The organism is Pseudomonas sp. FYR_2 (assembly GCF_043106425.1).
GTDB classification, from domain to species: Bacteria; Pseudomonadota; Gammaproteobacteria; order Pseudomonadales; family Pseudomonadaceae; genus Aquipseudomonas; species Aquipseudomonas monteilii.
This window is the reverse complement of record NZ_JBICMM010000006.1, coordinates 74,151-96,973: the sequence shown is the minus strand read 5'-3', so window position 1 is coordinate 96,973 and position 22,823 is coordinate 74,151. Positions and strand designations below refer to the sequence as shown.

General features: G+C 62.7%; 24 protein-coding genes. 15 read left to right on the top strand and 9 right to left on the bottom strand.

Going from position 1 to position 22,823, the window contains the following annotated elements:
* Positions 1–95 precede the first annotated feature (95 nt).
* Complete coding sequence (locus ACF8R4_RS01240; protein WP_060498380.1) at positions 96–1,967, top strand: SurA N-terminal domain-containing protein; 1,872 nt, start codon at positions 96–98, stop codon at positions 1,965–1,967.
* A 176-nt stretch (positions 1,968–2,143) separates the two neighbouring features.
* Here the strand turns inward: ACF8R4_RS01240 and ACF8R4_RS01235 are convergent, their stop codons facing one another.
* The gene (locus ACF8R4_RS01235; RefSeq protein WP_060498379.1) at positions 2,144–3,184 is read right to left on the bottom strand and encodes a patatin-like phospholipase family protein; all 1,041 of its coding nucleotides are present in this window, start codon (positions 3,182–3,184) and stop codon (positions 2,144–2,146) included.
* Between the two features lie 180 nt (positions 3,185–3,364).
* Here ACF8R4_RS01235 and ACF8R4_RS01230 point away from each other — a divergent pair, with 180 nt between their 5' ends.
* The 3 genes from ACF8R4_RS01230 (at position 3,365) to ACF8R4_RS01220 (ending at position 5,309) form a co-directional block, all read left to right on the top strand.
* Positions 3,365–3,643 (top strand): lipoprotein, encoded by a 279-nt coding sequence (locus ACF8R4_RS01230; protein WP_003250254.1) that lies wholly within the window; start codon positions 3,365–3,367, stop codon positions 3,641–3,643.
* 14 nt (positions 3,644–3,657) lie between these two features.
* Positions 3,658–4,425 carry a CHAD domain-containing protein gene (locus ACF8R4_RS01225; RefSeq protein WP_392491523.1) on the top strand — a complete coding sequence of 256 codons (768 nt, stop codon included), beginning with the start codon at positions 3,658–3,660 and terminating at the stop codon, positions 4,423–4,425.
* 86 nt (positions 4,426–4,511) lie between these two features.
* The gene (locus ACF8R4_RS01220) at positions 4,512–5,309 is read left to right on the top strand and encodes an acyl-CoA thioesterase II (protein WP_060498377.1); all 798 of its coding nucleotides are present in this window, start codon (positions 4,512–4,514) and stop codon (positions 5,307–5,309) included.
* Positions 5,310–5,427: 118 nt separating this feature from the next.
* Here ACF8R4_RS01220 and ACF8R4_RS01215 read toward each other — a convergent pair whose 3' ends face one another.
* The 3 genes from ACF8R4_RS01215 to ACF8R4_RS01205 all read right to left on the bottom strand — a co-directional run bounded on the left by ACF8R4_RS01215 (position 5,428) and on the right by ACF8R4_RS01205 (position 8,257).
* Positions 5,428–5,796 carry an Mpo1-like protein gene (locus tag ACF8R4_RS01215; RefSeq protein WP_060498376.1) on the bottom strand — a complete coding sequence of 123 codons (369 nt, stop codon included), beginning with the start codon at positions 5,794–5,796 and terminating at the stop codon, positions 5,428–5,430.
* A gap of 75 nt (positions 5,797–5,871) precedes the next feature.
* A complete protein-coding gene (locus ACF8R4_RS01210) occupies positions 5,872–7,350 on the bottom strand; it encodes a methyl-accepting chemotaxis protein (protein ID WP_392491521.1) in 1,479 nt (492 codons plus the stop codon).
* 109 nt (positions 7,351–7,459) lie between these two features.
* Positions 7,460–8,257, bottom strand: coding sequence for a TatD family hydrolase (locus ACF8R4_RS01205; protein ID WP_392491519.1), 798 nt, complete (start codon positions 8,255–8,257; stop codon positions 7,460–7,462).
* A gap of 156 nt (positions 8,258–8,413) precedes the next feature.
* Here ACF8R4_RS01205 and ACF8R4_RS01200 point away from each other — a divergent pair, with 156 nt between their 5' ends.
* The 4 genes from ACF8R4_RS01200 to greB all read left to right on the top strand — a co-directional run bounded on the left by ACF8R4_RS01200 (position 8,414) and on the right by greB (position 11,424).
* The gene (locus tag ACF8R4_RS01200; protein WP_200929249.1) at positions 8,414–9,832 is read left to right on the top strand and encodes a transglycosylase SLT domain-containing protein; all 1,419 of its coding nucleotides are present in this window, start codon (positions 8,414–8,416) and stop codon (positions 9,830–9,832) included.
* Between the two features lie 113 nt (positions 9,833–9,945).
* A complete protein-coding gene (locus ACF8R4_RS01195) occupies positions 9,946–10,383 on the top strand; it encodes a DoxX family protein (protein ID WP_392491518.1) in 438 nt (145 codons plus the stop codon).
* Positions 10,384–10,630: 247 nt separating this feature from the next.
* Positions 10,631–10,939, top strand: coding sequence for a hypothetical protein (locus ACF8R4_RS01190; RefSeq protein WP_060498372.1), 309 nt, complete (start codon positions 10,631–10,633; stop codon positions 10,937–10,939).
* A gap of 11 nt (positions 10,940–10,950) precedes the next feature.
* Complete coding sequence (gene greB / locus ACF8R4_RS01185; RefSeq protein ID WP_060498371.1) at positions 10,951–11,424, top strand: transcription elongation factor GreB; 474 nt, start codon at positions 10,951–10,953, stop codon at positions 11,422–11,424.
* Between the two features lie 38 nt (positions 11,425–11,462).
* Here greB and ACF8R4_RS01180 read toward each other — a convergent pair whose 3' ends face one another.
* Positions 11,463–13,970, bottom strand: coding sequence for an ABC transporter permease (locus ACF8R4_RS01180; RefSeq protein WP_156867201.1), 2,508 nt, complete (start codon positions 13,968–13,970; stop codon positions 11,463–11,465).
* Positions 13,970–14,653 (bottom strand): ABC transporter ATP-binding protein, encoded by a 684-nt coding sequence (locus tag ACF8R4_RS01175; RefSeq protein WP_060498369.1) that lies wholly within the window; start codon positions 14,651–14,653, stop codon positions 13,970–13,972. The genes ACF8R4_RS01180 and ACF8R4_RS01175 overlap by 1 nt, the downstream gene beginning before the upstream one ends.
* A 10-nt stretch (positions 14,654–14,663) precedes the next feature.
* Here ACF8R4_RS01175 and ACF8R4_RS01170 point away from each other — a divergent pair, with 10 nt between their 5' ends.
* From ACF8R4_RS01170 to ACF8R4_RS01160, 3 genes are all read left to right on the top strand, one after another.
* Entirely contained in the window at positions 14,664–15,269 is a 606-nt protein-coding gene (locus ACF8R4_RS01170; RefSeq protein WP_060498368.1) for an arylesterase, read from the top strand.
* A 58-nt stretch (positions 15,270–15,327) separates the two neighbouring features.
* A complete protein-coding gene (locus ACF8R4_RS01165; protein WP_016714754.1) occupies positions 15,328–15,618 on the top strand; it encodes a hypothetical protein in 291 nt (96 codons plus the stop codon).
* Positions 15,619–15,732: 114 nt separating this feature from the next.
* Entirely contained in the window at positions 15,733–16,710 is a 978-nt protein-coding gene (locus ACF8R4_RS01160; protein WP_060498367.1) for a L,D-transpeptidase family protein, read from the top strand.
* Between the two features lie 132 nt (positions 16,711–16,842).
* On the opposite strand, the gene oprI is transcribed toward ACF8R4_RS01160, so the two are convergent.
* Positions 16,843–17,094 (bottom strand): outer membrane lipoprotei OprI, encoded by a 252-nt coding sequence (oprI, locus tag ACF8R4_RS01155; RefSeq protein ID WP_003259780.1) that lies wholly within the window; start codon positions 17,092–17,094, stop codon positions 16,843–16,845.
* Positions 17,095–17,602: 508 nt separating this feature from the next.
* Between oprI and ACF8R4_RS01150 the strand changes: the two genes are divergently transcribed.
* The gene (locus tag ACF8R4_RS01150; RefSeq protein WP_016714752.1) at positions 17,603–17,884 is read left to right on the top strand and encodes a GNAT family N-acetyltransferase; all 282 of its coding nucleotides are present in this window, start codon (positions 17,603–17,605) and stop codon (positions 17,882–17,884) included.
* A gap of 64 nt (positions 17,885–17,948) precedes the next feature.
* On the opposite strand, the gene ACF8R4_RS01145 is transcribed toward ACF8R4_RS01150, so the two are convergent.
* The gene (locus ACF8R4_RS01145; protein WP_019097589.1) at positions 17,949–19,025 is read right to left on the bottom strand and encodes a 3-deoxy-7-phosphoheptulonate synthase; all 1,077 of its coding nucleotides are present in this window, start codon (positions 19,023–19,025) and stop codon (positions 17,949–17,951) included.
* Positions 19,026–19,257: 232 nt separating this feature from the next.
* Here ACF8R4_RS01145 and ACF8R4_RS01140 point away from each other — a divergent pair, with 232 nt between their 5' ends.
* The 3 genes from ACF8R4_RS01140 to cysB all read left to right on the top strand — a co-directional run bounded on the left by ACF8R4_RS01140 (position 19,258) and on the right by cysB (position 21,930).
* The gene (locus tag ACF8R4_RS01140) at positions 19,258–20,205 is read left to right on the top strand and encodes a putative 2-dehydropantoate 2-reductase (protein WP_060498366.1); all 948 of its coding nucleotides are present in this window, start codon (positions 19,258–19,260) and stop codon (positions 20,203–20,205) included.
* A 124-nt stretch (positions 20,206–20,329) separates the two neighbouring features.
* Positions 20,330–20,827: a universal stress protein gene (locus tag ACF8R4_RS01135; protein ID WP_016714749.1), complete on the top strand. Its 498-nt coding sequence runs from the start codon at positions 20,330–20,332 to the stop codon at positions 20,825–20,827.
* A gap of 128 nt (positions 20,828–20,955) precedes the next feature.
* Complete coding sequence (cysB, locus tag ACF8R4_RS01130; RefSeq protein WP_010953293.1) at positions 20,956–21,930, top strand: HTH-type transcriptional regulator CysB; 975 nt, start codon at positions 20,956–20,958, stop codon at positions 21,928–21,930.
* A gap of 100 nt (positions 21,931–22,030) precedes the next feature.
* On the opposite strand, the gene ACF8R4_RS01125 is transcribed toward cysB, so the two are convergent.
* The gene (locus ACF8R4_RS01125) at positions 22,031–22,765 is read right to left on the bottom strand and encodes a phosphoadenylyl-sulfate reductase (RefSeq protein WP_060498365.1); all 735 of its coding nucleotides are present in this window, start codon (positions 22,763–22,765) and stop codon (positions 22,031–22,033) included.
* Between the last annotated feature and the right edge of the window lie 58 nt (positions 22,766–22,823).

Here is a 22,823-nt window from a genome sequence, read left to right as displayed (position 1 = left end):
CAAAGGCGCATCCTCGGATGCGCCTTTCTTTTATCAGGATTCTACCCACGCTCCGCGGTTGTCGACGCAGTGGTACAGCCGTTTCTGGGGGACGCATGCTGCAAAATATCAGGGACAATTCACAAGGTTGGATTGCCAAGACCATCATCGGCCTTATCGTCGTGTTGATGGCGTTGACCGGCTTTGAAGCCATTTTCCAGGCCGCCACCCATAGCCAGGACGCCGCCAAGGTGAACGGCCAGACCATCAGCCAGAATGAGCTGAGCCAGGCCGCCGACATGCAGCGCCGTCAGCTGATGCAACAGTTGGGCAAGGATTTCGACCCGGCGCTGCTGGATGACAAATTGCTGCGTGAAGAGGCCCTCAAGGGCCTGATCAGCCGCAAGCTGCTGCTGCAAGGCGCCGAAGATGCCAAGTTCGCCTTCTCCGAGGCCGCGCTGGATCAGGTGATCCTGCAGACGCCGGAATTCCAGGTGGACGGCAAGTTCAGTGCTGACCGTTTCGACCAGGTCATCCGCCAGATGGGCTACGGCCGCATGCAGTTCCGTGACATGCTCGCCGAGGAAATGCTCATCGGCCAGCTGCGCACCGGCCTGGCCGGCAGCAGCTTCGTCACCGACCAGCAGGTGGATGCTTTCGCCCGCCTGGAGAAGCAGACCCGCGACTTCGCTTCCCTGACCTTCAAGGCCGACCCGGCCTCGGTCAAGGTCAGCGACGAAGAGGTCAAGGCGCACTACGACCAGCACGCCAAGGAGTTCATGTCGCCTGACCAGGTGGTGATCGACTACATCGAGCTGAAGAAGTCGGCGTTCTTCGACCAGGTCAACGTGACCGACGAAGAGCTCAAGGCTCAGTACGAGAAGGACATCGCCAACCTCGCGGAACAGCGCCATGCCGCGCACATCCTCATCGAGGTCAACGACAAAGTCACCGATGCCCAGGCCAAGGCCCGTGCTGAAGAGATTGAGCAGCGTCTGGCCAAGGGTGAAGACTTTGCCGCATTGGCCAAGGAATTCTCTCAGGACCCTGGCTCGGCCAACAACGGTGGTGACCTCGGCTTCGCCGGCCCGGGTGTGTACGACCCCGCCTTTGAAGAGGCGCTGTACAAGCTGCAGGAGGGCCAGGTATCGACCCCGGTACGCACCGAGTTCGGCTACCACCTGATCAAGCTGCTGGGCGTGCAAGCACCGGAAGTGCCGAGCTTCGCCAGCCTGAAGGACAAACTGACCCGCGACCTGAAGATCCCGTTGGTCGAGCAGCGCTACGTCGACGCCAGCAAGCAGTTGCAGGATGCGGCCTACGAGGCCTCCGACCTGGCTCAGCCGGCCCAGGACCTGAACCTCAAGGTGCACACCTCCGCAGCCTTCGGCCGCGAGGGTGGTGAAGGCATCACTGCCAACCGTTCGGTGGTACAGGCTGCGTTCTCAGAAGAAGTGCTGGACGAAGGTGCCAACAGCACCGCCATCGAGCTCGACCCGGAAACCACCGTGGTACTGCGTGTCAAGGAGCACCGCAAGCCGGAGCAACTGCCGCTGGAGGCCGTGGCCAAGAACATCAGCGAGCAGCTGGCCAAAGACAAGGCGACCGCCGAACTCAAGGCCAAGGCAGACAAGCTGATTGCCGGCCTGCGTGATGGCTCCATCGCACCGGGCAGCGTGCATGAAGGGCAGGGCTGGAAGGCCTATGAGGCTGTTACCCGTGGCGAGGACGGTATTGACCCGGCCGAACTGCAGGCACTGTTCCGCCTCGGCAAGCCGCAGGCCAAGGCCAAGCCGGTTTACGGCAGCGTAGTGCTGCGTGACGGTAGCCTGGTGGTGCTGCAGCTCAAGGGTGTTAACGAAGGCGCTACCGCCACCGACGAAGAGAAGCAGCAGATCCGCCGCTACCTCGCGTCGCGTGCTGGCCAGCAGGACTTTGCGGCTTATCGCAAGCAGCTGGAAGCCAATGCAGACATCACCCGTTACTAAGGTGATCGTTGCATGAAGAAACAGGCCGCCTCGTGCGGCCTGTTTCATTTGTGTCGCCTGTAGCGGCCTCTTAGCGGGCAAGCCTGCTCCCACAGGATAACCACAAGCCTGAATACTGTGGGATCCCTGTGGGGGCAGGCTTGCCCGCTAAGAGGCCGCTACAGGCGCTATAGAACTTACCGTTTCACTCCCTCGTAATTATCGAGCGTATCCCGCGCAATCTCCCGCCCCAGGGCAATCAGCTCCGGCGCCTTGTAAAACTCGAAAAACCGGCACACCCGCTTGGGCACGTTGATCAGTACATCCGGTGGATAGCCGGCGATCTTGTACTGCGCCAGCGAGGTTTGCATCACTTCGAAGCTCTGGTTGATCAAATCCAGCAGCGAAGCCGGCCCCACGTTGTCAATGATGAACGAGCCGGTCGCCGACTTGGGCGCCCCCTCGCGCTCGGGGGCCGCTGCCGGTTGCTGGCCTTCCGGGTTGGCGGCATCTGCCAGCCACGGGTTCGGCGGCGCCAGCCCTTCGGCAACGATCTCCTTTTCGATGCGTATCAGCTCCTCTGCCGGCTTGCGCCGGAACGGCAGGCGAGAGCCCAACGAGCTCAGCAGGGAGTCAAAACGCATCTTGAACGCCGCCGGGCGCTCGATCACCGGCAATTGATACTGCTTCTGGTTGGTGGCGTTGAGGTTGACCGCGATGATCAGGTCACAGTGGCTGGACACCACCGGCACGATCGGTAGCGGGTTGAGGATGCCGCCGTCTACCAGCATGCGATTGCCCTGCATCACTGGCGTGAACAGGCTCGGGATGGCCGCCGAGGCGCGCATGGCCTGGTGCAGGCAACCCTCCTGAAACCAGATTTCCTGCTGGTTGGTGAGGTCGGCGGCAACCGCCGTGTAGGGGATGCGCAGTTGTTCGATGTTGATCTCGCCGACGATCTTGCGGATCTGCCCGAACACCTTGTCGCCACGAATGGCGCCGAGGCGAAAGCTCACGTCTACCAGGCGCAGTACATCCAGGTAGTCGAGGCTCTCGATCCAGTTGCGGTAGTCTTCCAGCTTGCCGGCGGCGTAGATGCCGCCAATCACCGCCCCCATGGAGCAACCGGCGATGCAGGCGATGTCGTAGCCCCGGCGCTCGATTTCCTCAATCACGCCAATGTGCGCATATCCCCGGGCGCCGCCCGATCCCAATACCAGTGCCACGCGTTTACTCATGAACATTCCTCGGGCCGTGCAACCATGGTCCTACAATGCACCCTTGGCGGCCTGTGCTTCAATGTAGATCGCGCTGAGCTACTGTGATAATGCTGGCCACGCAAAGTTGGCTGGGCCGGGCACTTTTCAGTTGCCCGGGCGTCGAACAGCCACCGTTTTTTTACCATTGAGGTCATACCGATGAAAGCCTGGATCTGCCTTCCACTGATTGCCCTGGCCTTGGCAGGCTGCGCGGGCAAGACGGCCTACCGTGACAGCTGCGCCACCCAGCTGGATGCCGCCTGGAAGGAGCTGGACCTGGCCAAGGCCGAAGGCTTTGCCGGTGCCGTGAGCTACTCCAAAGCCTTGTCGCTGCTGACCGGCGCGAAGACCCAGCAGCAGTTCGAAGGCTACGAAAGCTGTACCCGCAAGGCTGAGAAGGCGCGGTTCTACATTCGTGAGTCTCGCGCCGGGCGCTGACCGAGGAGCGTCTTATGTCTGCCATGCTCGATCATGTAGTTGCCCAGATGCTGGCCGTGCAGGTACGCCTGCTGGCGTGTCGCGAGCGCCTGGCTGTCAATACCGACAGCGAGGCGCTGCATGACCTGCGTATCACCTTGCGCCGTCTGCGCAGCCTGCTCAGGCCCCTGCGCGGGCTGCCTGGCGTGGAACAGCTGGAGGATGCCGCCAGGGCCTTGGGTACCCTGACCACGCCGCTGCGCGATCGTGAGGTGCTGGCAGCCGAACTGATCGGGCGCGGCCACGTCGCGGTCGGGCAGCGGCGCCTGGAAGGGCGGGACAGGACCTTCGCCAGTGTCGCTGCCAGCCCGCAGCTGGCGCGTGTGTTGGCGATTGTCGACGCGTTTCCGTTGTTTCTGCGGGCAGCCGGCCGCGAGGGGCTGACCCGGTCACTGGGCAAGCGCATCGACAAGCGCCTGGTCAAGCAGTGGCGTACATTGCGCAAAGCCTTGCAGGATCCGGCTCACGACCGTCACCGCCTGCGCTTGCTGATCAAGCGTGCGCGCTATGGCGATGAAGCGTATCCACAGCTTGATCACGCCGGGAAAAAGCTACAGCGCTTGCTGAAAAAGGCGCAGGGCGACCTGGGGGGCTGGCATGACCGCCTGCAGTGGCTGCTGCAGGCGCGCGACCATGCAGACCTCGCCCCCTGCCAGGCCGACTGGGAGCAAGAGTTGCACGAAGCCGAGCGCCAGTCGGACGTGACGCTGGATGCCTTGTTGCAGGCACTGGCGCGGCGTTAGCCCGAACAATGACCGATATGCGGGCTGATCGCCCAGGGTTTGCTGGCTAGGATGGGCCGACCCTTTCTACAGGCAGGAGTCGGCCCATGAATTTCAACCAACTACTCGACGCTGTGCGAGCCAACCCGCAAGCCGTCAGCATCCCCCCCAGCTGGGCCCAGGGCCGCGCTGCCTTTGGCGGGCTGATGGCGGCCATGGTCTATGAGGCCATGCGCCTGAAGCTCACCGACAGCCGCCCGGTGCGCTCGCTGGCCATCAGCTTCGTAGCGCCTGCGGCCGCGGACGTGCCAATTCGCTTCGAGGTGGAGGTGCTGCGTGAAGGCAAGGCTGTCAGCACCTTGCTGGGCCGCGCGGTCCAGGATGGCCAGGTGGTGACCTTGGTGCAAGGCAATTTCGGCGCGGGGCGGCCATCTGTGGTCGATGTACCGGCATTACCGGCCATGGAAATGAAAGCGCTTGAAGACGCCGCACCCGAACTGCCCTACATCAAGGGCGTCACACCCGAGTTCATGCGCCATGTTGCCTTGCGCTGGGCGGTGGGCGGGTTGCCGTTCAGTGGCAATCAGTCGCGCAAGATGGGCGGTTGGGTGCGGTTGCGGGATGTGGCAGAAGACCAGGTCAATGAAGCACACCTGCTGGCGCTGGTCGATGCCTGGCCGCCGAGCCTGATGCCGTTTCTCAAGCAACCGGCTGCAGGCAGTACGCTGACCTGGACCATCGAGTTCATCCAGCCTACGGCGAAATTGTCGACCTTGGACTGGTGCCGCTATTGCGTGGAAACCGAACATGCGCGGGACGGGTATGGGCATGCGGCGGCCGCCCTTTGGACGGCAGAGGGCGAGTTGCTGGCCCTGAGCCGACAGACCGTGACCGTATTTGCCTGATCACCCCTGGGAGCACTGCGTGCTCCTTTCGCGACGCAAGGCCGCTCCCTCAGGGACTGCGCGATTCCTGTGGGAACGGCCTTACGTCACGATTGGGCTGCAAAGCAGCCTCTTGGCATCAATGCCGGTGTTTATGCCGCTCCCGCCAGGCCTTCCACCACGCCCCGCTCAGCACAAAGCGTGGAAAGGTAATGAACTGCTCGGTCAGCAATCGCTGCACGGCGTCCTGACGATTGGCGAACGGCTCAGGCTGCTCGGCTTCCAGCCGGTGCCCCTGGCGCTGCAAGCCAAGCCCCGCAATCAGGGCGATCACGCCAACAGCAATCTGCCCCAGGTCCAGGGCGAACAGGCCGGACAGAACCAACAGCGCGCCAAGGATGAACAGCGGCACGGCAATCAGGTGCAGCACCAGGTTAGCCGGGTGGCGGTGGTTATGGTGGTAGCCACGCCATTGCCAGGCGGGCAGGTTGGGCAGACGCTTGCTCATGGGCATTTCCTCACAGTCGTGCCCAAAGCTTAGTGCGGCCCCCGGGCGGGGGCCAATCGAGGCTGGCTATGGTGACTATAGCTTGAGCTGGCCAATGGCCTTGCTGAGTTCGCCGGCCAGGGTCGCCAGTTCGCTGCTGGTGGTGGCCGAGCCCACCGTCTGCTGCACGGTCTGCTCGGTGACATCGCGGATGCTCACCACGGCGCGGTTCATTTCCTCAGCCACCTGGCTTTGTTGCTCGGCGGCCACGGCGATCTGGGTGTTGCTTTCGCGCATCTGCGCCACTGCGCCGGTAATCTCGGCCAGCGCTTCGCCGGCCTCCTGGGCTTGTCGCACGCAGTCGTCGGCTTTGTAAGAGCTTTCCTGCATGAACTCCACCGCATCGCGGGTGCCCGATTGCAGGGCCGAGACCATGGTGGTGATTTCGTCGGTAGAGGTTTGCACGCGCTTGGCCAGGTTGCGCACCTCATCGGCCACCACGGCAAAGCCGCGCCCCAGGTCGCCAGCACGCGCCGCTTCGATGGCAGCGTTGAGCGCCAGCAGGTTGGTTTGCTCGGCGATGCTGTGGATCACGCTGACCACGCCGTTGATCTTCTGGCTGTCGTCGGCCAGCTGGCGAATCATTTCGGCAGTTTGCTGCACGCCGCTGGAAAGCCCGGAAATCGAGTCCTGTACCCGGCTGACCACCTCTTTGCCACTGCCGGCCAAGGTGTCGGCGGTTTGCGACAGGTCGCGGGTGGCGCCGGCATGCTGGGCGATGTGGTGTACCGTCGCCGACATTTCGTTGATGGCGGTGGCGGCCTGGTCGGTTTCGCTTTGCTGGCCGAGCATGCCGTGGCGCACGTCGCTCATGCTGGCGGCCAGGCGTGCGGCGCCGGAGTCCAATTGTGCCGCCGTGTGGGCGACCGTGCTGACGACCCGGTGGTAGGTGGCCTGCATGGCATTGAAGGCCCCGGCCATCTGGCCGACCTCGTCGCCGCAGGCCAGCGGCACGCGGGCAGCCAGGTCACCGGTTTTCTCCACATGCAGCATCACGTCTTTCAAGGTGTTGAGCTGGCTGAGCAGGAAGCGGATCAGCAACTGCGAAGCGCCAAGCATGGCCAGCATCAGGATCAGCACGCACACCGCGTAGTTACTGAATCGGTCGAAGAACACCTGGCGCAGGCTTGGCGACTGGGCCACCACGGCCACGTGCTGGTCACCGTTGCGCAGCACCTGTGCGCCGCGCAGCGGGTTTTCTCCGAGGACCCAGGCGCCTAGCAGTTCGACCCAGCCTTGGGCGTTGCGCAGGGGGTCGAGCGCCTCACCGGCGAACGTCGGCGTTTGCCCCGCAGGCCAACTGATGACATTGGCAAGGCGGGGCAGTGCTTGCCCAGCCGGCCAGGCGGCTATCAGCTGGGCCTGCGCGGCCGCCTGGGCCTGCGCGGCCTCGGCGCGGGCGCGTTGCTCCAGATGCACGGCGTAGAGCACCAGCAGTAAGGTCGTGACAAAGGCCACCGCGTTGACGGCCCAGAATTTGTACTTCAGGGAAACGTTGCTAAGCCAGGCACCCATGGGCAGGTCTTCTCTGAGTTGAGCGGAAACAATATTGGCAAGGTGCCATCATTGTGCCTGTATCTACTCAGCAAGATGTTGATACATATCAACGGCCCGAACGCAGGGCTCAGGGAAGCTGGAAGAATGCCCGCGCCGTTGCGGTGGTATGGGCAGCCGTATGCTCGGTTGATTCGCCCCGGTGCAAGGCGACCTCACGCAGCACCTCTGGCAAAAACGCCGGCTCGTTGCGCCCGTTCTTCGGCTTGGGCCGAAGGCTGCGTGGCAGCAGGTAGGGGGCGTCGCTTTCCAGCATCAGCCGGCCTTCGGCAATGTTGCCTACCAGCGGGTGCAGATGAGTGCCACGGCGTTCGTCGCAGATCCAGCCGGTAATGCCGATGTGCAGGTCCATGTCCAGGTAGGCGAACAGCGCCTTGCGTTCGCCGGTAAAGCAGTGCACCACCGCGCCGGTCAGGTGGTCGCGGTAATCCTTCAGGATTGCCAGCAAACGCTCGCTGGCATCGCGCTCATGCAGGAACACCGGCAGGCGCAGTTCCGCAGCCAGGGCCAGCTGGGCTTCCAGGGCTTTTTCCTGCAGCGGGCGAGGGGAGAAGTCGCGGTTGAAATCCAGGCCGCATTCGCCCACCGCACGCACGCGCGGCTCATTCAGCAGTTGGCGCAACTGGCGCTCGCTACTGGCATCCCAGGCCTTGGCATCGTGAGGGTGTACGCCTGCCGTGGCGAACAGGTGCGCGCCGCTGTTATCCAGCTGCTGGCACAGCTCCAGTGCCTGCTCGCTGACCGCCAGGCTGGTGCCTGTCAGCACCATTTGCGTTACACCGGCTTCAAGCGCGCGCTCGACAATGGCTGCCTGCTGGTCGTGGAAACTGCTGTTGGTCAGGTTGACGCCGATATCGATCAGTTGCATGGTGCTATCTCGTGCCGCGGGGCGGCCAGCATAGCAAAAACCGCGTTTTTCTGAAAAAACCAAGAACTTCATGCTGTTGCCGTGGTCTTTTACCGTCATTTCTCACTTGGCGGTGCAAGCCATGGATGCGCCCACCGACCACGGACACGTTTTCGCATGCTGCGATGCTGGCTCACCTTCCTGTTCACGCTCGGGCTGACGATTGGGCTGACCCTGCCCGGTGCCGCCCATGCGCGCGCGCCGGGGCCGCAGCAGAATATGCCGCCTGCCAAGGTGCGCGACCTACAACAGATCCGCTCCAGCCAGGTGCTGCGGGTGTTGGTCAATCAAAGCCGTAACAGCTCAGGCGAGGTCAAGGGTGAGCCGGTCGGTATCGAATACTATCGCCTGCGCGCCCTGGAGCATTACCTCAATGCCCGTGCCGCCGATGGCCAGGAGATTCAACTCAAGCTCATCCCACGCGCCAAGGAACAACTGCTGGGCGCACTGGCTCGCGGCGAGGGTGACCTGGCAGCGCCGGGCGAGCTGCTTGACCCCGGCACCGTGCGCGGCGTCAGCAGCAGTGCGCCAATTCTCGACCAAGTGCCGCTGACGCTGGTGGGGCGCAAGGGCGAGCGAAGCTTCAGCAAGGTCGAACAGCTTTCCGGGCGTACCGTGGCCTTGACCAGTGCCAGTGCCGCCGGGCCGCTGATCCAGCAGGCCAACCAGCAACTGGCCCTGCGCAAACGGCCGCCGATCAAGGTGGAGTGGGTCGACTCAACGCTGGCGGTAGAGGATGTGCTGGAGATGGTGCAGGCGGGCATCTATCACCTGACAGTGGTCGAGCAACCCATTGCCCGGCGCTGGGCGCGGGTGATGCCACGCCTGCGCCTGGACACCCGGGTGCACCTGGGGGCGCCGCAGGCCATGCGTTGGTATGTAGGGCGCGATGCACCGCAATTGCTGGCCACGGTCGACCGTTTCCTGCAGGGCTACCGTGCACCGGACAACCAGGATGCCGCCTTCGAGCGCATCTACCGCCGCCAGTACCGGGTGCACAACCCGTTGGCCAGCAAGGACCGTCAGCGCCTGGCCTCGGTGCGTGCAGTGCTGCAGAAGCATGGCCAGGCGCAGCAGATCGATTGGCTCAACCTGGCCGCGCTGGCCTTCAAGGAGTCCACCCTCAACCCGGCCGCGCGTGGCACTGGCGGTGCCCACGGCTTGATGCAGATAACGCCTTCGGCGGCCCAGCGGGTAGGGGTGAGCAACACCGCCACGGTAGATGGCAATGTACAAGCCAGTGCCCGTTACCTGGCGCTAATCCGCCGCAAGTTCTTTGCCAGCCCCAAGATCAACGAGCGTGAACGCATGGCCTTTGTACTGGCGGCCTACAACCTCGGCCCCGAGCGGGTCCAGGCCATGCGTGCCGAGGCCCGGCGGCGTGGCCTCAATGGCAACCAGTGGTTCTTCCAGACCGAGCGCATTGCCATGGAGCAGGTCGGCATGGGGCCGGTCAACTTCGTCAATAGCGTCAACAAGTACTTCCTGGCGTTCAACCGCGAGCGTGCGGTGCTGGAGCGCGTAGCAAAGCGTTGAGAAATCGATTTTATCGATTGTTATGTTGGGGTTTTTGCGATTTTCATATCTATTGAATTGATTATGATAGCGCCCATCCCAACACAACTTCTCCGCTTCAAGGACGCTTCGACATGAACAACACGACCCTCCACGCCCTGTTCTCCACCCGCGCCGGCGCTGGCCTCAGCGTTATCCGCATCCTGGTTGGCATCATCTTCATGGCGCATGGCGCGCAAAAACTGTTCGGCCTGTTTGGCGGTTATGGCCTGGAAGGTACCGGCCAGTGGATGGAAAGCATCGGCCTGGCGCCGGGTTACCTGATGGCCTTGCTGTCCGGCAGTGCCGAATTCTTCGGCGGCCTGGCCCTGGTGATCGGCCTGCTGGCCCGCCCGGCGGCTCTGGCGCTGACCGTGACCCTGGTGGTGGCGATCTTCTCGGTGCATATCGGCAACGGCCTGTTCATGTCCAATAACGGCTATGAGTTCGCCCTGGCCCTGCTGGCGGGCACTGTCGCCGTCATGATCGAAGGCGCTGGCCGCTTCTCGCTGGACCGCCTGATCGCCCGGTAACCCGCTGCAAGCTTTGAGCTACAAGCCGCAAGCAAGAGCGGGCCAATACTCGGCCTGCTTTTGCTTGCGGCTTGTAGCTTGCAACTTGTGGCTCATCGCTCTAGCATACCGCCTGCGCCGATTTAAACAGCTACTTGCGGGGCGCAGGAAAGCCCCCATCCGGGTTATCCGAAATACCGCTAAAGCGCTGGTTCGGTGACGCCTCCCACCGCTGCCCAGCGGGATTCGCGAGGCGGAGAGAAGCTCCATGAGTTGCCCACGTACCAGTGTCTGTTTAAGCCCATTGCCTGCCAACCAGGCGTCCCGCACACCGCGCATTCTGCTCGGCGGCCAGCATCAGCCCACCCTTTTGCGTCACCTCGAAGGCCTGTCCCGGCGCAAGGGCCAGGCACGCGCTTTTCTGATTCAGTTTGCCGAAACCGGCTGCCGCCTGGCGCAGTACGGCAATGACCGTTTTGACCTGGCCGTCATCCAGGCTCCGGCGCAGGATGAGGCCGCAGACGTTATTGGCCACCTCACCCGTATCGCGCGCCAAGGCCTGATTACCCGCCGTTAAGGAGTGCGCTGTTGAGCACCAACATCATTACCACGGAAGGCCATGAGGCGCTGAAGAAAGAGCTGGACCACCTGTGGCGGGTATATCGCCCGGAGATCACTCAGAAGGTTGCCTGGGCGGCATCCCTGGGGGATCGCAGCGAAAACGCCGACTACCAGTACAACAAGAAGCTGCTGCGCGAAATCGACCGCAGGGTGCGTTATCTGCGAAAGCGTCTTGAAGATGTGAAGGTGGTGGCTTATTCGCCGCAGCAGGAAGGCAAGGTGTTTTTCGGCGCCTGGGTCGAGATCGAGAATGATGATGGCGAGGCCATGAAGTTTCGCATTGTCGGTTATGACGAAATCTACGGGCGCAACGACTACATCTCGATCGATTCGCCCATGGCCCGTGCCTTGTTGAAGAAGGAAGAGGGCGATGAGGTGGTGGTGCATACACCTACCGGTGAAGCGACCTGGTATGTGAGCAGCATCAGCTACGGACAGTGATTATGGGTTGCCTGTACCGGCCTCTTCGCGGGTAACCATCAGCTCTCCCGCAAAACCGCCAGCGGGCTCGCATTCAATGCCCGCCGCGTCCCCAGCACCCCCGCGCCTCCCACCAGCAGCGCCCCCGCCAGCGGCAACACAAGCAGCCAAGGATGCGGGCTCCACTGCAAATCGAAGGCATAGCGATACAGCACCAGGGTAATCAGTTCACAACCCACTGCCGCCAACAGCCCACTGGCCGCACCCAGCAAACCGAACTCGATACGCCGCGCCTTCACCAGCAATGGCCGCGCCGCCCCTAGCGCACGCAGCAAAGCGCCTTGGCGAATGCGTTCGTCCAGCGTTGCCTGCAAGCCGGCGAACAGCACCGCCAGCCCGGCCGCCAGCACGAACAGCAGCACATACTCCACCGCCAGGGTCACCTGGGCGAGGATGCTGCGCAACTGGTCGAGCAAGGCGTCCACCTGCAGGATGGTCACCGCCGGAAATGCCCGCGACAGCGCCACCACATCCAGGTCGTGGCCGGGTGCCAGGTAGAAACTGGTCAGGTAAGTGGTCGGCAACCCCTGCAGCGTGCCGGGCTGGAAGATCATGTAGAAGTTCGGCTGGAAGCTGTCCCAATGCACGCTGCGCAGGCTGCTGACCCGGGCCTGGCGCTGCTGGCCGCCGATGTCGAAGGTCAGCAGGTCGCCGATGTGTAGTTTCAGGCTGGTGGCCAGTTCCGCTTCCACCGAAACACCGGGAATTTCGCTGTCGGCCGGCAAGGCTTGCCACCAACTGCCAGCAGTGAGTTGATTGCCTTCGGGCAGTTCGGCGGCCCAGGTCAGGCTAAGGTCTCGCTGCACGGCGCGTTCACCCGCCGAGTCTTTGCTGACAACTTGCTGCACCGGCTGCTCGTTGATTTGCACCAGGCGCCCGGGCGTAACCGGGTAAAGCGGCGCCGAGGCTGCATTGACCTGGTGCAGGCGTTGCGCGAACGGTTCGCGGTCATCCGGCAGGATGTTCAGGGCGAAATGGTTGGGTGCATCCTTGGGCAGTTGGGCTTGCCAGGTGTCGAGCAGTTCGGCGCGCAGCAGGGCGACCAGGGCCATGGCCAGCAAGATCAGGCCGAAGGCCAGGGCCTGGCCGGCGGCGGCCGTGGGGTGACGCAGCAGCTGGCCCAACCCCAGGCGCCAGGTCAGCGGTGCGCCGGCCAGCAACTGGCGCAGGCTGCGCAAACCGAGCAACAGCAGGCCGCCGAGCAACAATGCGGCGACCAGACCGCCACCGAGCAGGGCGAAGGTGAGCAGCAGGTCAAGGCTCAGCCGCCACATGATCAGGCCCAAGGCAAACAGCGCGGCGCCATACACCAGCCAGCTGCTGGGCGGTATCGGCAGCAGGTCGCGGCGCAGCACCCGCAGCGGGGGCACCTGGCCCAGTGCAGCGATCGGCGGCAGGGCGAAACCGGCCAGTGCCACCAGCCCGGTACCGATGCCGGCCAGGGCGGGTACGATACCTCCAGCAGGCACCACGCTTGGCAACAGCCCCTGCAGCAGGCGGAACAGGCCCAGCTGGGCCAGCCAGCCGAGCAGAGCACCGGCCAGGGCGGCGACCAGGCCGAGCATGGCCATTTGCAGGCAATACAGTCCCAGTGCCTGACGGCGCGACAGGCCCAGGCAGCGCAGCAGGGCGCTGGCGTCCAGGCGGCGTGCGGCATAGCGGCTGGCCGACAGGGCCACGGCCACGCCCGCCAGCAGTACCGCCACCAGGCTGGCCATGTTCAGGTAGCGTTCGGCCTTGCCCAGTGCGCCGCCGATCTGCTGGTTGCCATCGCGGGTGTCGCGCAGGCGCTGGTTGGCGGCCAGGTCTTTTTCAACGGCCTGGCGGTATTGGGCCAGAGCCTCGGTATCGCCACGCCACAGGTCGCGGTAGGTAACCCGGCTACCCGGCTGAATGACGCCAGTGGCCTCGAGGTCGGCCAGGTTCATCATCACCCGGGGGGTAAGGCTGTAGAAGTTGTTGGCGCGGTCAGGTTCGTAGGTCAGCACGCGGCTCATGCGCAGGGTTTTCATGCCCACGTCGATGCTGTCGCCAATCGCCAGCCCCAAGGCGGCCAGCAGGCGGGGCTCGACCCATGCCTCGCCAGGTGCCGGGCCGCCGCCTGGGGTTTCCTCGGCATAGGGTGCCGCTGCGCTGCGTACTTGCCCACGTAGCGGGTAGGCGCCATCGGCAGCCTTTACACTGGACAGCTGGATGCCATTGTCGCCGCCTACCACGCTGGTGAATTCGACCAGCTGTGCATGGCGCAAGCCAAGTGCCGTGCCGGTATCGATCTGCTGTGCACGGGCCGGGGCGCTGCCCTGCAGCACCAGGTCGGCGCCCAGGAATTCACTGGCGCGCAGCTGCATGGCGCCGTTGAGGCGGGCGCCGAAATAGCCGATGGCGGTGCTGGCCGCCACGGCCACCAGCAGGGCAAAGAACAACACGCGTACTTCGCTGGCGCGAATGTCGCGCAGCAGCTGGCGCAGGGCCAGGCCGCACAGGCGGGACAACGGCATGTGGGTCATCAGGCCTCCACCGGGGCCACCAGGCGCCCCGCGTCCAGGCGGATCTGGCGGCGGCAGCGCCGGGCCAGGCGTTCGTCATGGGTGACGAGCACCAGGGTGGTACCGCGCTCCTTGTTCAGCTCAAACAGTAAATCGCTGATGCGCTCGCCCGTGTGGCTGTCGAGGTTGCCTGTGGGCTCGTCGGCAAACAGCACCGCCGGTTGTGCCGCGAAGGCGCGGGCGATAGCAACCCGCTGCTGCTCACCGCCTGACAGTTGACGGGGCGTGTGGCTCAGGCGCTTGCCGAGGCCGACCCGTTCCAGCAGGGTGCGCGCATGTTCGCGGGCATCCCGGCGGCCGTCCAGCTCCAATGGCAGCATCACGTTTTCCAGGGCGTTGAGGCTGTCGAGCAGCTGGAACGACTGGAACACGAAGCCCACATGTTCGGCGCGCACGCGGGCGCGCTGGTCTTCATCCAGGGGGCCCAGGTCATGGCCGGCAAGGATGACCTGGCCGGCGCTGGGCTGATCGAGGCCGGCAAGCAAACCGAGCAGGGTCGACTTGCCGGAGCCCGAGGCGCCGACGATAGCCAGGCTGTCGCCTTGGGCCAGGTCGAGGGAGAGTGCGTGAAGGATGGTCAGGTCACCTTCCGCGCTGGAGACCACTTTGCTAAGGTTCTGCGCAACGAGAATGCTGGGGCCCATGGAGAATCCGATGCGAGTGTGGTGGTTGAGTGCCGGTCTGGCCCTGTATTGCCTGGCCCAGAGCGCGGCGGCGGGAACACTGCTGGTTGTTGGCGATAGTATCAGCGCCGGTTTTGGCCTGGATAGCCGCCAGGGTTGGGTCTCTTTGTTGCAGACCCGGCTCAAGGACGAAGGTTTCGACGATAAAGTGGTCAACGCCTCGATCAGCGGTGACACCAGTGCAGGTGGCCAGGCGCGGCTACCGGCGCTGCTTGCAGCCCATAAACCGAGCTTGGTGGTGCTGGAGCTGGGCGGTAACGATGGCTTGCGTGGGCAGCCGCCTGCGCAATTGCAACAAAATCTTGCCTCGATGATTGAAAGCGCGCGCCAGGCCGGCGCCAAGGTGGTGCTGCTGGGCATGCGCCTGCCGCCCAATTATGGCGTGCGCTATACCACCGCATTCGCCAAGGTGTATGAACAGCTGGCGGCGGATAAACAGGTGCCATTGGTGCCGTTTTTCCTCGAAGGAATAGGGGGCGTGCCTGAGTTGATGCAGGCCGATGGCATCCACCCGGCCCAGGGTGCCCAGCAGCGTTTGCTGGAAAATGCCTGGCCGGCGATAAAACCCTTGCTCTGACGCTTTAAACGGGGCCGGCTTTCGGCTAATGTTGCGCCCCCCGTTTCGAGTGCCCCCGATGCCGCGCCCTGCCTGGTCCCTGTATGCCTACCAACTGATCGAGCCTGATGAGCAGCTCGACCTGTTCGCCTGCCAGGAAATCCGCGTTCACCTGGTGGCTCGCCAGCTTGAGCTGGGCGTGCCGGTAGACCGCACCTTGTGCGGCGGCCTGCTGCCTGCGCAGCCGCGCTGGTCGGCCGTGCCGCGCGCCATCTACCGTGACAGCCGCCTGTGTGACCTGTGCCGTGCCATCCTCGATGCCCAGCGGCGCGGCATGCGCCCGGTCTGGCCAGAGCTGCAGGCCAGCTGAACGGCAAGCACCTTTCATCATCTGAAACGCTTGCATGGGCGCCAATGCCTCCCGCTTGCATCAAGGCGGGTGTACAATCGTTCCTCTTGACCTATCTTTCGAAGGATTTACCGGATGTTGCCGCGCTTTCCTGCCGTCACCCGTAGCCTGTCCCTGGCCGCCCTGCTGGTAGCGGGCCCCGCTGCTGCGCTGGAATTGCCACTGCCACCGCCCGGTGAAGACATCGTCGGCCAGGTGCATACGATCAAGGCCAAGTACGAGGACACGTTCGCCGATATCGGCACCGCCAACGACCTCGGCTACCTGGAAATGATCGCCGCCAACCCGGGCGTCGACCCGTGGCTGCCGGGCGCCGGTACCGAGATCATCCTGCCGACCCGCTACATCCTGCCGCCGGGCCCGCGTGAAGGTATCGTCATCAACCTGGCCGAGTACCGTCTGTATTACTTCCCGAAAGGTCAGAACGTAGTGCATACCTTCCCGCTGGGTATTGGCCGTGAGGGGTGGGGTTCGCCGATCGCCAACACCAAGATCACCGCCAAGACGCCGAACCCGACCTGGACGCCGCCTGCCTCCATCCGTAAAGAACACGCCGCAGACGGTGACATCCTGCCGGCTGTGGTGCCGGCAGGTCCGGATAACCCGCTGGGGCCGTTCAAGTTCACCTTGGGCGTACCGGGCTACCTGATCCATGGGTCGAACAAGAAGTTCGGCATCGGCATGCGTACCAGCCACGGTTGCTTCCGCATGCTCAACAACAACGTGTTGGAACTGTCGAAGATGGTGCCGGTCGGTACGCCGGTACGCATCATCAACGAGCCCTACAAGTTTGGTATCAGTGGCGGCAAGGTCTATCTGGAGGCGCACACGCCGCTGGACGACCAGGGTAACCCGTCGGTGGTCGACAAACACACTGCGGTTATCAACGCTTTGCTCAAGCGGGAAGACCTGGCCAACAACCTGCGCATGAACTGGGACATGGTGCGTGACGTGGTGGCTGCAGAAGATGGCATGCCGGTAGAAATTGCCGTGCCGGTGCAAAACCAGGGCAATGCGCCGATGGTGACGAGCATACCGCCCGAACTGCAGTAAGGTATTCGCGACACACCCGGGCCCGCCTTAGTGCGGGCCTTTTCGTATCTGCGTGACGCGTTTGCCTTGTTTGCAGGCAATAAAAAAGCCGACCCACAAGTGGGTCGGCTCCATAACAATCCGTGAGGATTATTACTTGCGGCTGGCTTTGTCCAGCATACGCAGGGCGCGCTCGTTGGCTTCGTCAGCGGTCTGCTGAGCCTTCTGAGCGGCTGCCAGTGCATCGTCAGCCTTACGGTAGGCTTCGTCAGCACGAGCTTGAGCGCGAGCTGCTGCGTCTTCAGTCGCAGTCAGACGAGCTTCGGTTTCTTTGGATACGCTGCTGCAACCGGTAGCCAGAACTGCGGCCAGAGCCAGAGCAGAGAATTTCAGAACGTTGTTCATCGTGTTCCCCTTCAAGGACTTTCTATTAAATAGCCATCTCTCAGGAAAAGAGAAACTGGCCGGCGTACATAGTACCCATTACTTGTAGTAAGTAAACTGACTGAGCGCAAGAACTGCAAAAAAAATGTTGCTTGACGCCGTGCCGACAAGATTTGCGACGCGTGTGTGAAAAAAACGTGCAGGGCTCGCAAGCGGTTGTACTACAGGAACTTTTTTGTTGAACTAAGGGTGACTTTAACTGTCCTTCGACGTCTTAAGCCCTACAACATCCGGTGGCTGTTGAACGTGCAGGGAAGAGTCGCTTTCCGGGCATTTTCGCCATTTTTAGCCGCTACCACCTTGAGCAATCCCGTTTACGGCGCCTACTATCTTGTGAGTGCCAGAGAATCCGAACGATTGCAATCGTCCAGAGGTCGAAGGGGCAACAGGTGGCATAGAGGATTCTGTGCCGGATAAACCACCATCGGTGAAGGTATGGGTCTGCCGAGAAGACCTGCGAGGAGTAGTGATGAGCGAAGCGCTGACCATCCACCATGACCAGGCCGGTCATCAGTTCGAGACCAACGTGGACGGTCATCGTGCCTATCTGACGTACATGGATCTGGGCAAGCAGACGCTGGACATCTATCGCACCTTCGTGCCGAACGCCTTGCGGGGCCGCGGGATTGCCGCCGCGTTGACCGAGCAGGCCTTGGCGTACGCCGAACAGATGGGCTACACGGTCATTCCGTCCTGCTCGTATGTGGAACGCTACATGGAGCGTCAGCAGCGGCATTCCAGCAAGGCCTGAGCTGCCGAAAGGCAGCAGATACAAAAACGCCGGGCAATGCCCGGCGTTTTGTTTATTGCAATGCTCAGCCGCGCTTACGCTGCGGTAGCACGTCCTTCAGCTTGGTACGCATGCTGCGCAGGGTTTTCTCGGTAGCCGACCAGTCGATGCAGGCATCGGTGATCGAGACGCCATACTGCAGCTCTTCCAGGTTTTTCGGGATCGACTGGCAGCCCCAGTTCAGATGGCTCTCGACCATCAGGCCGATGATCGACTGGTTGCCTTCGAGGATCTGGTTGGCAACGTTCTCCATCACCAGCGGTTGCAGGGCCGGGTCCTTGTTGGAGTTGGCGTGGCTGCAATCGACCATGATGTTGGCCTTGATCCTGGCTTTGGCCAGGTCCTGCTCGCACAGGGCGACGCTGACCGAGTCGTAGTTCGGCTTGCCGTTGCCGCCGCGCAGTACCACGTGGCCGTAAGGGTTACCCTTGGTGGTGACGATCGACACGCCGCCTTCCTGGTTGATGCCAAGGAAGCGGTGTGGTTTGGACACCGACTGCAGGGCGTTGATGGCAACGGTCAGGCCGCCGTCGGTGCCGTTCTTGAAGCCGACCGCCGAAGACAGGCCCGAGGCCATCTCGCGGTGGGTTTGCGATTCGGTGGTGCGGGCACCGATGGCCGACCAGCTGATCAGGTCTTGCAGGTATTGCGGCGAAATCGGGTCGAGCGCCTCGGTGGCGGTCGGCAGGCCCATCTCGGCCAGGTCCAGCAGCAGCTGACGGCCAATGTGCAGGCCGTCCTGGATCTTGAACGAGTCATCCAGGTACGGGTCGTTGATCAGGCCTTTCCAGCCCACGGTGGTGCGTGGCTTTTCGAAGTACACGCGCATGACCAGGTACAGCGTATCGGACACTTCTTCGGCCAGCACCTTCAGGCGCTCGGCGTACTCGTGGGCGGCCTTGATGTCGTGGATGGAGCAAGGGCCGACCACGACGAACAGGCGATGGTCCTTGCCGTCGAGAATATTGCGCACCACTTCACGGCCGGCAGTCACGGTCTGCAGGGCCTTGGCGCTGAGGGGGATTTCCTTCTTGAGCTGATCGGGGGTGATCAGGGTCTCGTTGGAGGCAACGTTCAAGTCATCGATCGGTAAATCAGCCATCGTGTTACTCGTCAGGTCACGGGTGCCGGCCGCCAGCTATCCCCGTGCGGCCCAGCAGCAAGAATATTCGCAGCGGGGAGCCGAACCTTAGCGCGTTACAGGTGGCGCGACAATGGGCTTGGCCCAGTCATTGTGGGGTTTTTCCCTGATCAAGTGCGTTGAGCGCGAATGGGCTGCCCAGCGCTGCGTAACCTGTGTAAAAAGAGGGCTGACTTTATACTCGGAGATCGGCATGCATCCGCACACCCCTCGCATCGGAATCATCGGCAGTGGCGCCATCGGCGGCTTCTATGGGTTGATGCTGGCCCGGGCCGGTTTCGATGTGCATTTTCTGTTGCGCAGCGAGTACCAGGCCGTCAGTGAGCAAGGGCTGACCCTGGACAGTGATGTGCATGGTGCGTTGCAGATGCAGGTACAAACCTATGCCAGTGCCGCCGACATGCCGCCTTGCGACTGGTTGCTGATCGGTGCCAAGGCCACCAGCAATGATCAGCTGGCACCGCTGATCGTGCAGGCCGGCGCATCCGGCGCCAAGGTTGTACTGCTGCAGAACGGTCTGGGCGTGGAGGAGCAATTGCGCCCGGCCTTGCGTAGCGACATGCACCTGCTGGGCGGCCTGTGCTTTATCTGTGTCAACCGTCATGCGCCAGGCGTGATCCGCCATCAGGCACTCGGAGCTGTCAACCTGGGTTACCACAGTGGGCCGGCAAGTGATGGCGGTGCTGCGCTGGTCGGTGAGGGGGTGGCGTTGTTCAAACGCGCGGGCATCGATTCGCAGGCCATGCCAAATCTCGACTCGGCGCGCTGGCAGAAGCTGGTGTGGAACGTGCCCTACAATGGCCTGTCTGTGCTGCTGGGGGCCAGCACCACGCCGCTGATGGCAGACAGCCACAGCCGTGATCTCATCCAGGCATTGATGGCCGAGGTGGTGCAGGGCGCCGCAGCCTGTGGCCACGTGTTGCCCGAGGGCTATGCCGAGCACTTGTTCCAGGTGACCGAGCGCATGCCCGACTACTGGCCAAGCATGTATCACGACCATACGTTCAAACGCCCACTGGAATTGCAGGCCATCTATGCCGAGCCGCTGGCCCGTGCGCGTGCGGCAGGCTGCTGCTTGCCGCGTATGGAAATGCTCTATCAGTCGCTGAGCTTCCTCGACAGCAACCACCGGCCTCACTGAGGGCGGCACTGACCTCGGCTGAGCGCTTCAGCCCGCGCCAGTAGCGCGCCGGACGGCAAAGCGTGCATCCGGCGCGCTGCTAAGCTGAAGCTTGCTCTGCCGCTGCGGCAGTCGAGGAGGTCGAATGATCCGCTCCATGCTGTACGCCACCGACCTCGGTGTCTACGCACCTTTTGTGATGCAACACGCGCTGGCCCTGGCGCGTACGTTCAATGCCGAGTTGTATGTGATCCATGCAGTGGAACCCATGGGGCAGTTCGCCGAATCCCTCCTGCAAAGCTACCTTGATGAGCAGACGCTCGACCAGTTGCACAGCCAGGGCGTGAACACGGTGATGGCCAACATCGAGCAGCGCGTGCTGGAAAACTTTCGTGATGAGCTGGGCGAGGAGGCCGACCTCGCGGTGATCAAGGCGGTGCGGGTGCGCCAGGGTGACCCCGCGCAGGTAATCCTTGACCAGGCACAACGGTTGAGTGTCGACCTGCTGATTTTCGGCAGCCACAGCGCCGGTGCCGGCGTGGATGTGCCCCTTGGGCGAACGGCGGTTCGGCTGCTGCAGCTGTCACCGGTGCCGGTGTACATGGTGCCGTTGGCGCAGCACTTGGGGCGTAGGAAAGCATGAAGATGGCTGTAGGCTGTTTCCGGGGGCATGTAACAAAATTGTTCTAGATTTATTTCCAGAACCACTAATATAGTTATATATCGTCGCTGCCTGCTGCCGCGGACTCATCGCTGAACCGAGGGGAACCTATGAAGCTTCAACAACTGCGCTACATCTGGGAAGTGGCGCACCATGACCTCAACGTCTCCGCGACGGCGCAGAGCCTGTATACCTCCCAGCCAGGTATCAGCAAGCAGATTCGCCTGCTCGAAGACGAACTGGGTGTTGAAGTCTTTGCGCGTAGCGGCAAGCACCTGACCCGCGTCACGCCGGCCGGCGAGCGCATCATCAATACCGCTGGCGAAATCCTGCGCAAGGTCGAAAGCATCAAGCAGATTGCCCAGGAGTTCTCTAACGAGAAGAAGGGCACGCTGTCCATCGCCACTACCCACACCCAGGCGCGCTATGCCTTGCCGCCGGTGATCAGCAGCTTCATCAAGCAGTACCCGGAAGTGTCCCTGCACATGCACCAGGGGTCGCCCATGCAGATCGCCGAGATGGCAGCAGACGGCACGGTAGATTTCGCCATCGCCACCGAGGCCCTGGAGCTGTTCGGCGACCTGATCATGATGCCGTGCTACAAGTGGAACCGTTGCGTGGTGGTGCCGCAGGGTCACCCGCTGGCCAAGCTGCCGAAACTCACTCTGGAAGCGGTTGCCGAATACCCGATCGTTACCTATGTGTTCGGCTTTACCGGGCGCTCGAAGCTGGACGAAGCGTTCAACCACCGCGGCCTCACGCCGAAAGTGGTGTTCACTGCGGCCGACGCCGACGTTATCAAGACCTATGTGCGCCTGGGGCTGGGCGTGGGTATCGTCGCGGGCATGGCTGTGGATGCCAAGCTCGACAGTGACCTGGTGGCGCTGGATGCCAGCGAGCTGTTCGAGGCCAGTATCACGAAGATCGGCTTCCGCCGTGGCACCTTCCTGCGTGGCTTCATGTGCGACTTCATCGAGAAGTTCGCCCCGCACCTGACCCGCGAAGTGATGGCCAAGGCCATTCAGTGCCATAACAAGCAGGAGCTGGAAGAGCTGTTCGAAGGTGTCGAACTGCCGGTGCACTGAAAGCAGCTACGAGCTTTAAGCTGCAAGCTTCAAGAAAAGGCAGTCCATCTACGGGCTGCTTTTTTCTTGTGGCTTGCAGCTTGTAACTTAAAGCTCCTTATCAGGCCTTGCTGATCAGGTTGCCCGCGTGCAACCCGCATTCCTTCTGTGTCGACTCTTCCCACCACCAGCGCCCCTCGCGCTCATGCTGATTCGGCAGTACCGGCCGGGTGCAAGGCTCGCAGCCAATGCTGATGAAGCCTCGTTCATGCAGGCTGTTGTACGGCAGCTCAAGCATGCGGATATAACCCCACACTTCCTCGCTGCTCATCTGCGCCAGCGGGTTGAACTTGTACAGCGTGCGCTCGGGTGTGGAGAAGGCGCTGTCGATTTCCAGTGCCGCGACCTGGCTGCGGGTGCCCGGGCTCTGGTCGCGGCGCTGGCCGGTGGCCCAGGCGCGCACGCTAGCCAGCTTGCGGCGCAGCGGTTCGATCTTGCGGATGCCGCAGCACTCGCCGTGGCCGTCCTTGTAGAAGCTGAACAGGCCCTTTTCTTTCACGAACGGGTCAAGCTTGTCGCGGTCCGGGCTGAGGATTTCGATTGGCAGGTTGTACTGCTCGCGAACCTGGTCGATGAACCGGTAGGTCTCCGGGTGGAGTCGGCCGGTGTCGAGGCTGAACACCTTGACCTGCTTGTTCAGCTTCCAGGCCATGTCGACCAGCACCACGTCCTCGGCGCCGCTGAAAGAAATCCACAGGTCATCGCCAAAGTGCTCGAAGGCAAGCTTGAGGATGTCCTGCGGGGACTTGTTGGCATAGGTCGCGGCCAGGGCGGCGACGTCGAAGGGTTGGCTCATCAGGCGGTTTCCATCTTGGCTGTGGCGCTGTGCGCTCGTAGTAAGGTGATGGTAACAA

What these genes read in the sequence shown, in the direction of transcription:
- ACF8R4_RS01150 (WP_016714752.1), top strand. Translation starts at nt 17,603, where the DNA reads ATGAGCGAAGCGCTGACCATCCACCATGACCAGGCCGGTCATCAGTTC.
- ACF8R4_RS01160 (WP_060498367.1), top strand. Translation starts at nt 15,733, where the DNA reads ATGTTGCCGCGCTTTCCTGCCGTCACCCGTAGCCTGTCCCTGGCCGCC.
- ACF8R4_RS01165 (WP_016714754.1), top strand. Translation starts at nt 15,328, where the DNA reads ATGCCGCGCCCTGCCTGGTCCCTGTATGCCTACCAACTGATCGAGCCT.
- ACF8R4_RS01135 (WP_016714749.1), top strand. Translation starts at nt 20,330, where the DNA reads ATGATCCGCTCCATGCTGTACGCCACCGACCTCGGTGTCTACGCACCT.
- ACF8R4_RS01190 (WP_060498372.1), top strand. Translation starts at nt 10,631, where the DNA reads ATGAGTTGCCCACGTACCAGTGTCTGTTTAAGCCCATTGCCTGCCAAC.
- cysB (WP_010953293.1), top strand. Translation starts at nt 20,956, where the DNA reads ATGAAGCTTCAACAACTGCGCTACATCTGGGAAGTGGCGCACCATGAC.
- ACF8R4_RS01225 (WP_392491523.1), top strand. Translation starts at nt 3,658, where the DNA reads ATGTCTGCCATGCTCGATCATGTAGTTGCCCAGATGCTGGCCGTGCAG.
- ACF8R4_RS01240 (WP_060498380.1), top strand. Translation starts at nt 96, where the DNA reads ATGCTGCAAAATATCAGGGACAATTCACAAGGTTGGATTGCCAAGACC.
- ACF8R4_RS01200 (WP_200929249.1), top strand. Translation starts at nt 8,414, where the DNA reads ATGCTGCGATGCTGGCTCACCTTCCTGTTCACGCTCGGGCTGACGATT.
- ACF8R4_RS01195 (WP_392491518.1), top strand. Translation starts at nt 9,946, where the DNA reads ATGAACAACACGACCCTCCACGCCCTGTTCTCCACCCGCGCCGGCGCT.
- ACF8R4_RS01145 (WP_019097589.1), bottom strand. Translation starts at nt 19,025, where the DNA reads ATGGCTGATTTACCGATCGATGACTTGAACGTTGCCTCCAACGAGACC.
- ACF8R4_RS01175 (WP_060498369.1), bottom strand. Translation starts at nt 14,653, where the DNA reads ATGGGCCCCAGCATTCTCGTTGCGCAGAACCTTAGCAAAGTGGTCTCC.
- ACF8R4_RS01220 (WP_060498377.1), top strand. Translation starts at nt 4,512, where the DNA reads ATGAATTTCAACCAACTACTCGACGCTGTGCGAGCCAACCCGCAAGCC.
- oprI (WP_003259780.1), bottom strand. Translation starts at nt 17,094, where the DNA reads ATGAACAACGTTCTGAAATTCTCTGCTCTGGCTCTGGCCGCAGTTCTG.
- ACF8R4_RS01140 (WP_060498366.1), top strand. Translation starts at nt 19,258, where the DNA reads ATGCATCCGCACACCCCTCGCATCGGAATCATCGGCAGTGGCGCCATC.
- ACF8R4_RS01170 (WP_060498368.1), top strand. Translation starts at nt 14,664, where the DNA reads ATGCGAGTGTGGTGGTTGAGTGCCGGTCTGGCCCTGTATTGCCTGGCC.
- ACF8R4_RS01180 (WP_156867201.1), bottom strand. Translation starts at nt 13,970, where the DNA reads ATGACCCACATGCCGTTGTCCCGCCTGTGCGGCCTGGCCCTGCGCCAG.
- ACF8R4_RS01210 (WP_392491521.1), bottom strand. Translation starts at nt 7,350, where the DNA reads ATGGGTGCCTGGCTTAGCAACGTTTCCCTGAAGTACAAATTCTGGGCC.
- ACF8R4_RS01215 (WP_060498376.1), bottom strand. Translation starts at nt 5,796, where the DNA reads ATGAGCAAGCGTCTGCCCAACCTGCCCGCCTGGCAATGGCGTGGCTAC.
- ACF8R4_RS01125 (WP_060498365.1), bottom strand. Translation starts at nt 22,765, where the DNA reads ATGAGCCAACCCTTCGACGTCGCCGCCCTGGCCGCGACCTATGCCAAC.
- ACF8R4_RS01205 (WP_392491519.1), bottom strand. Translation starts at nt 8,257, where the DNA reads ATGCAACTGATCGATATCGGCGTCAACCTGACCAACAGCAGTTTCCAC.
- ACF8R4_RS01230 (WP_003250254.1), top strand. Translation starts at nt 3,365, where the DNA reads ATGAAAGCCTGGATCTGCCTTCCACTGATTGCCCTGGCCTTGGCAGGC.
- ACF8R4_RS01235 (WP_060498379.1), bottom strand. Translation starts at nt 3,184, where the DNA reads ATGAGTAAACGCGTGGCACTGGTATTGGGATCGGGCGGCGCCCGGGGA.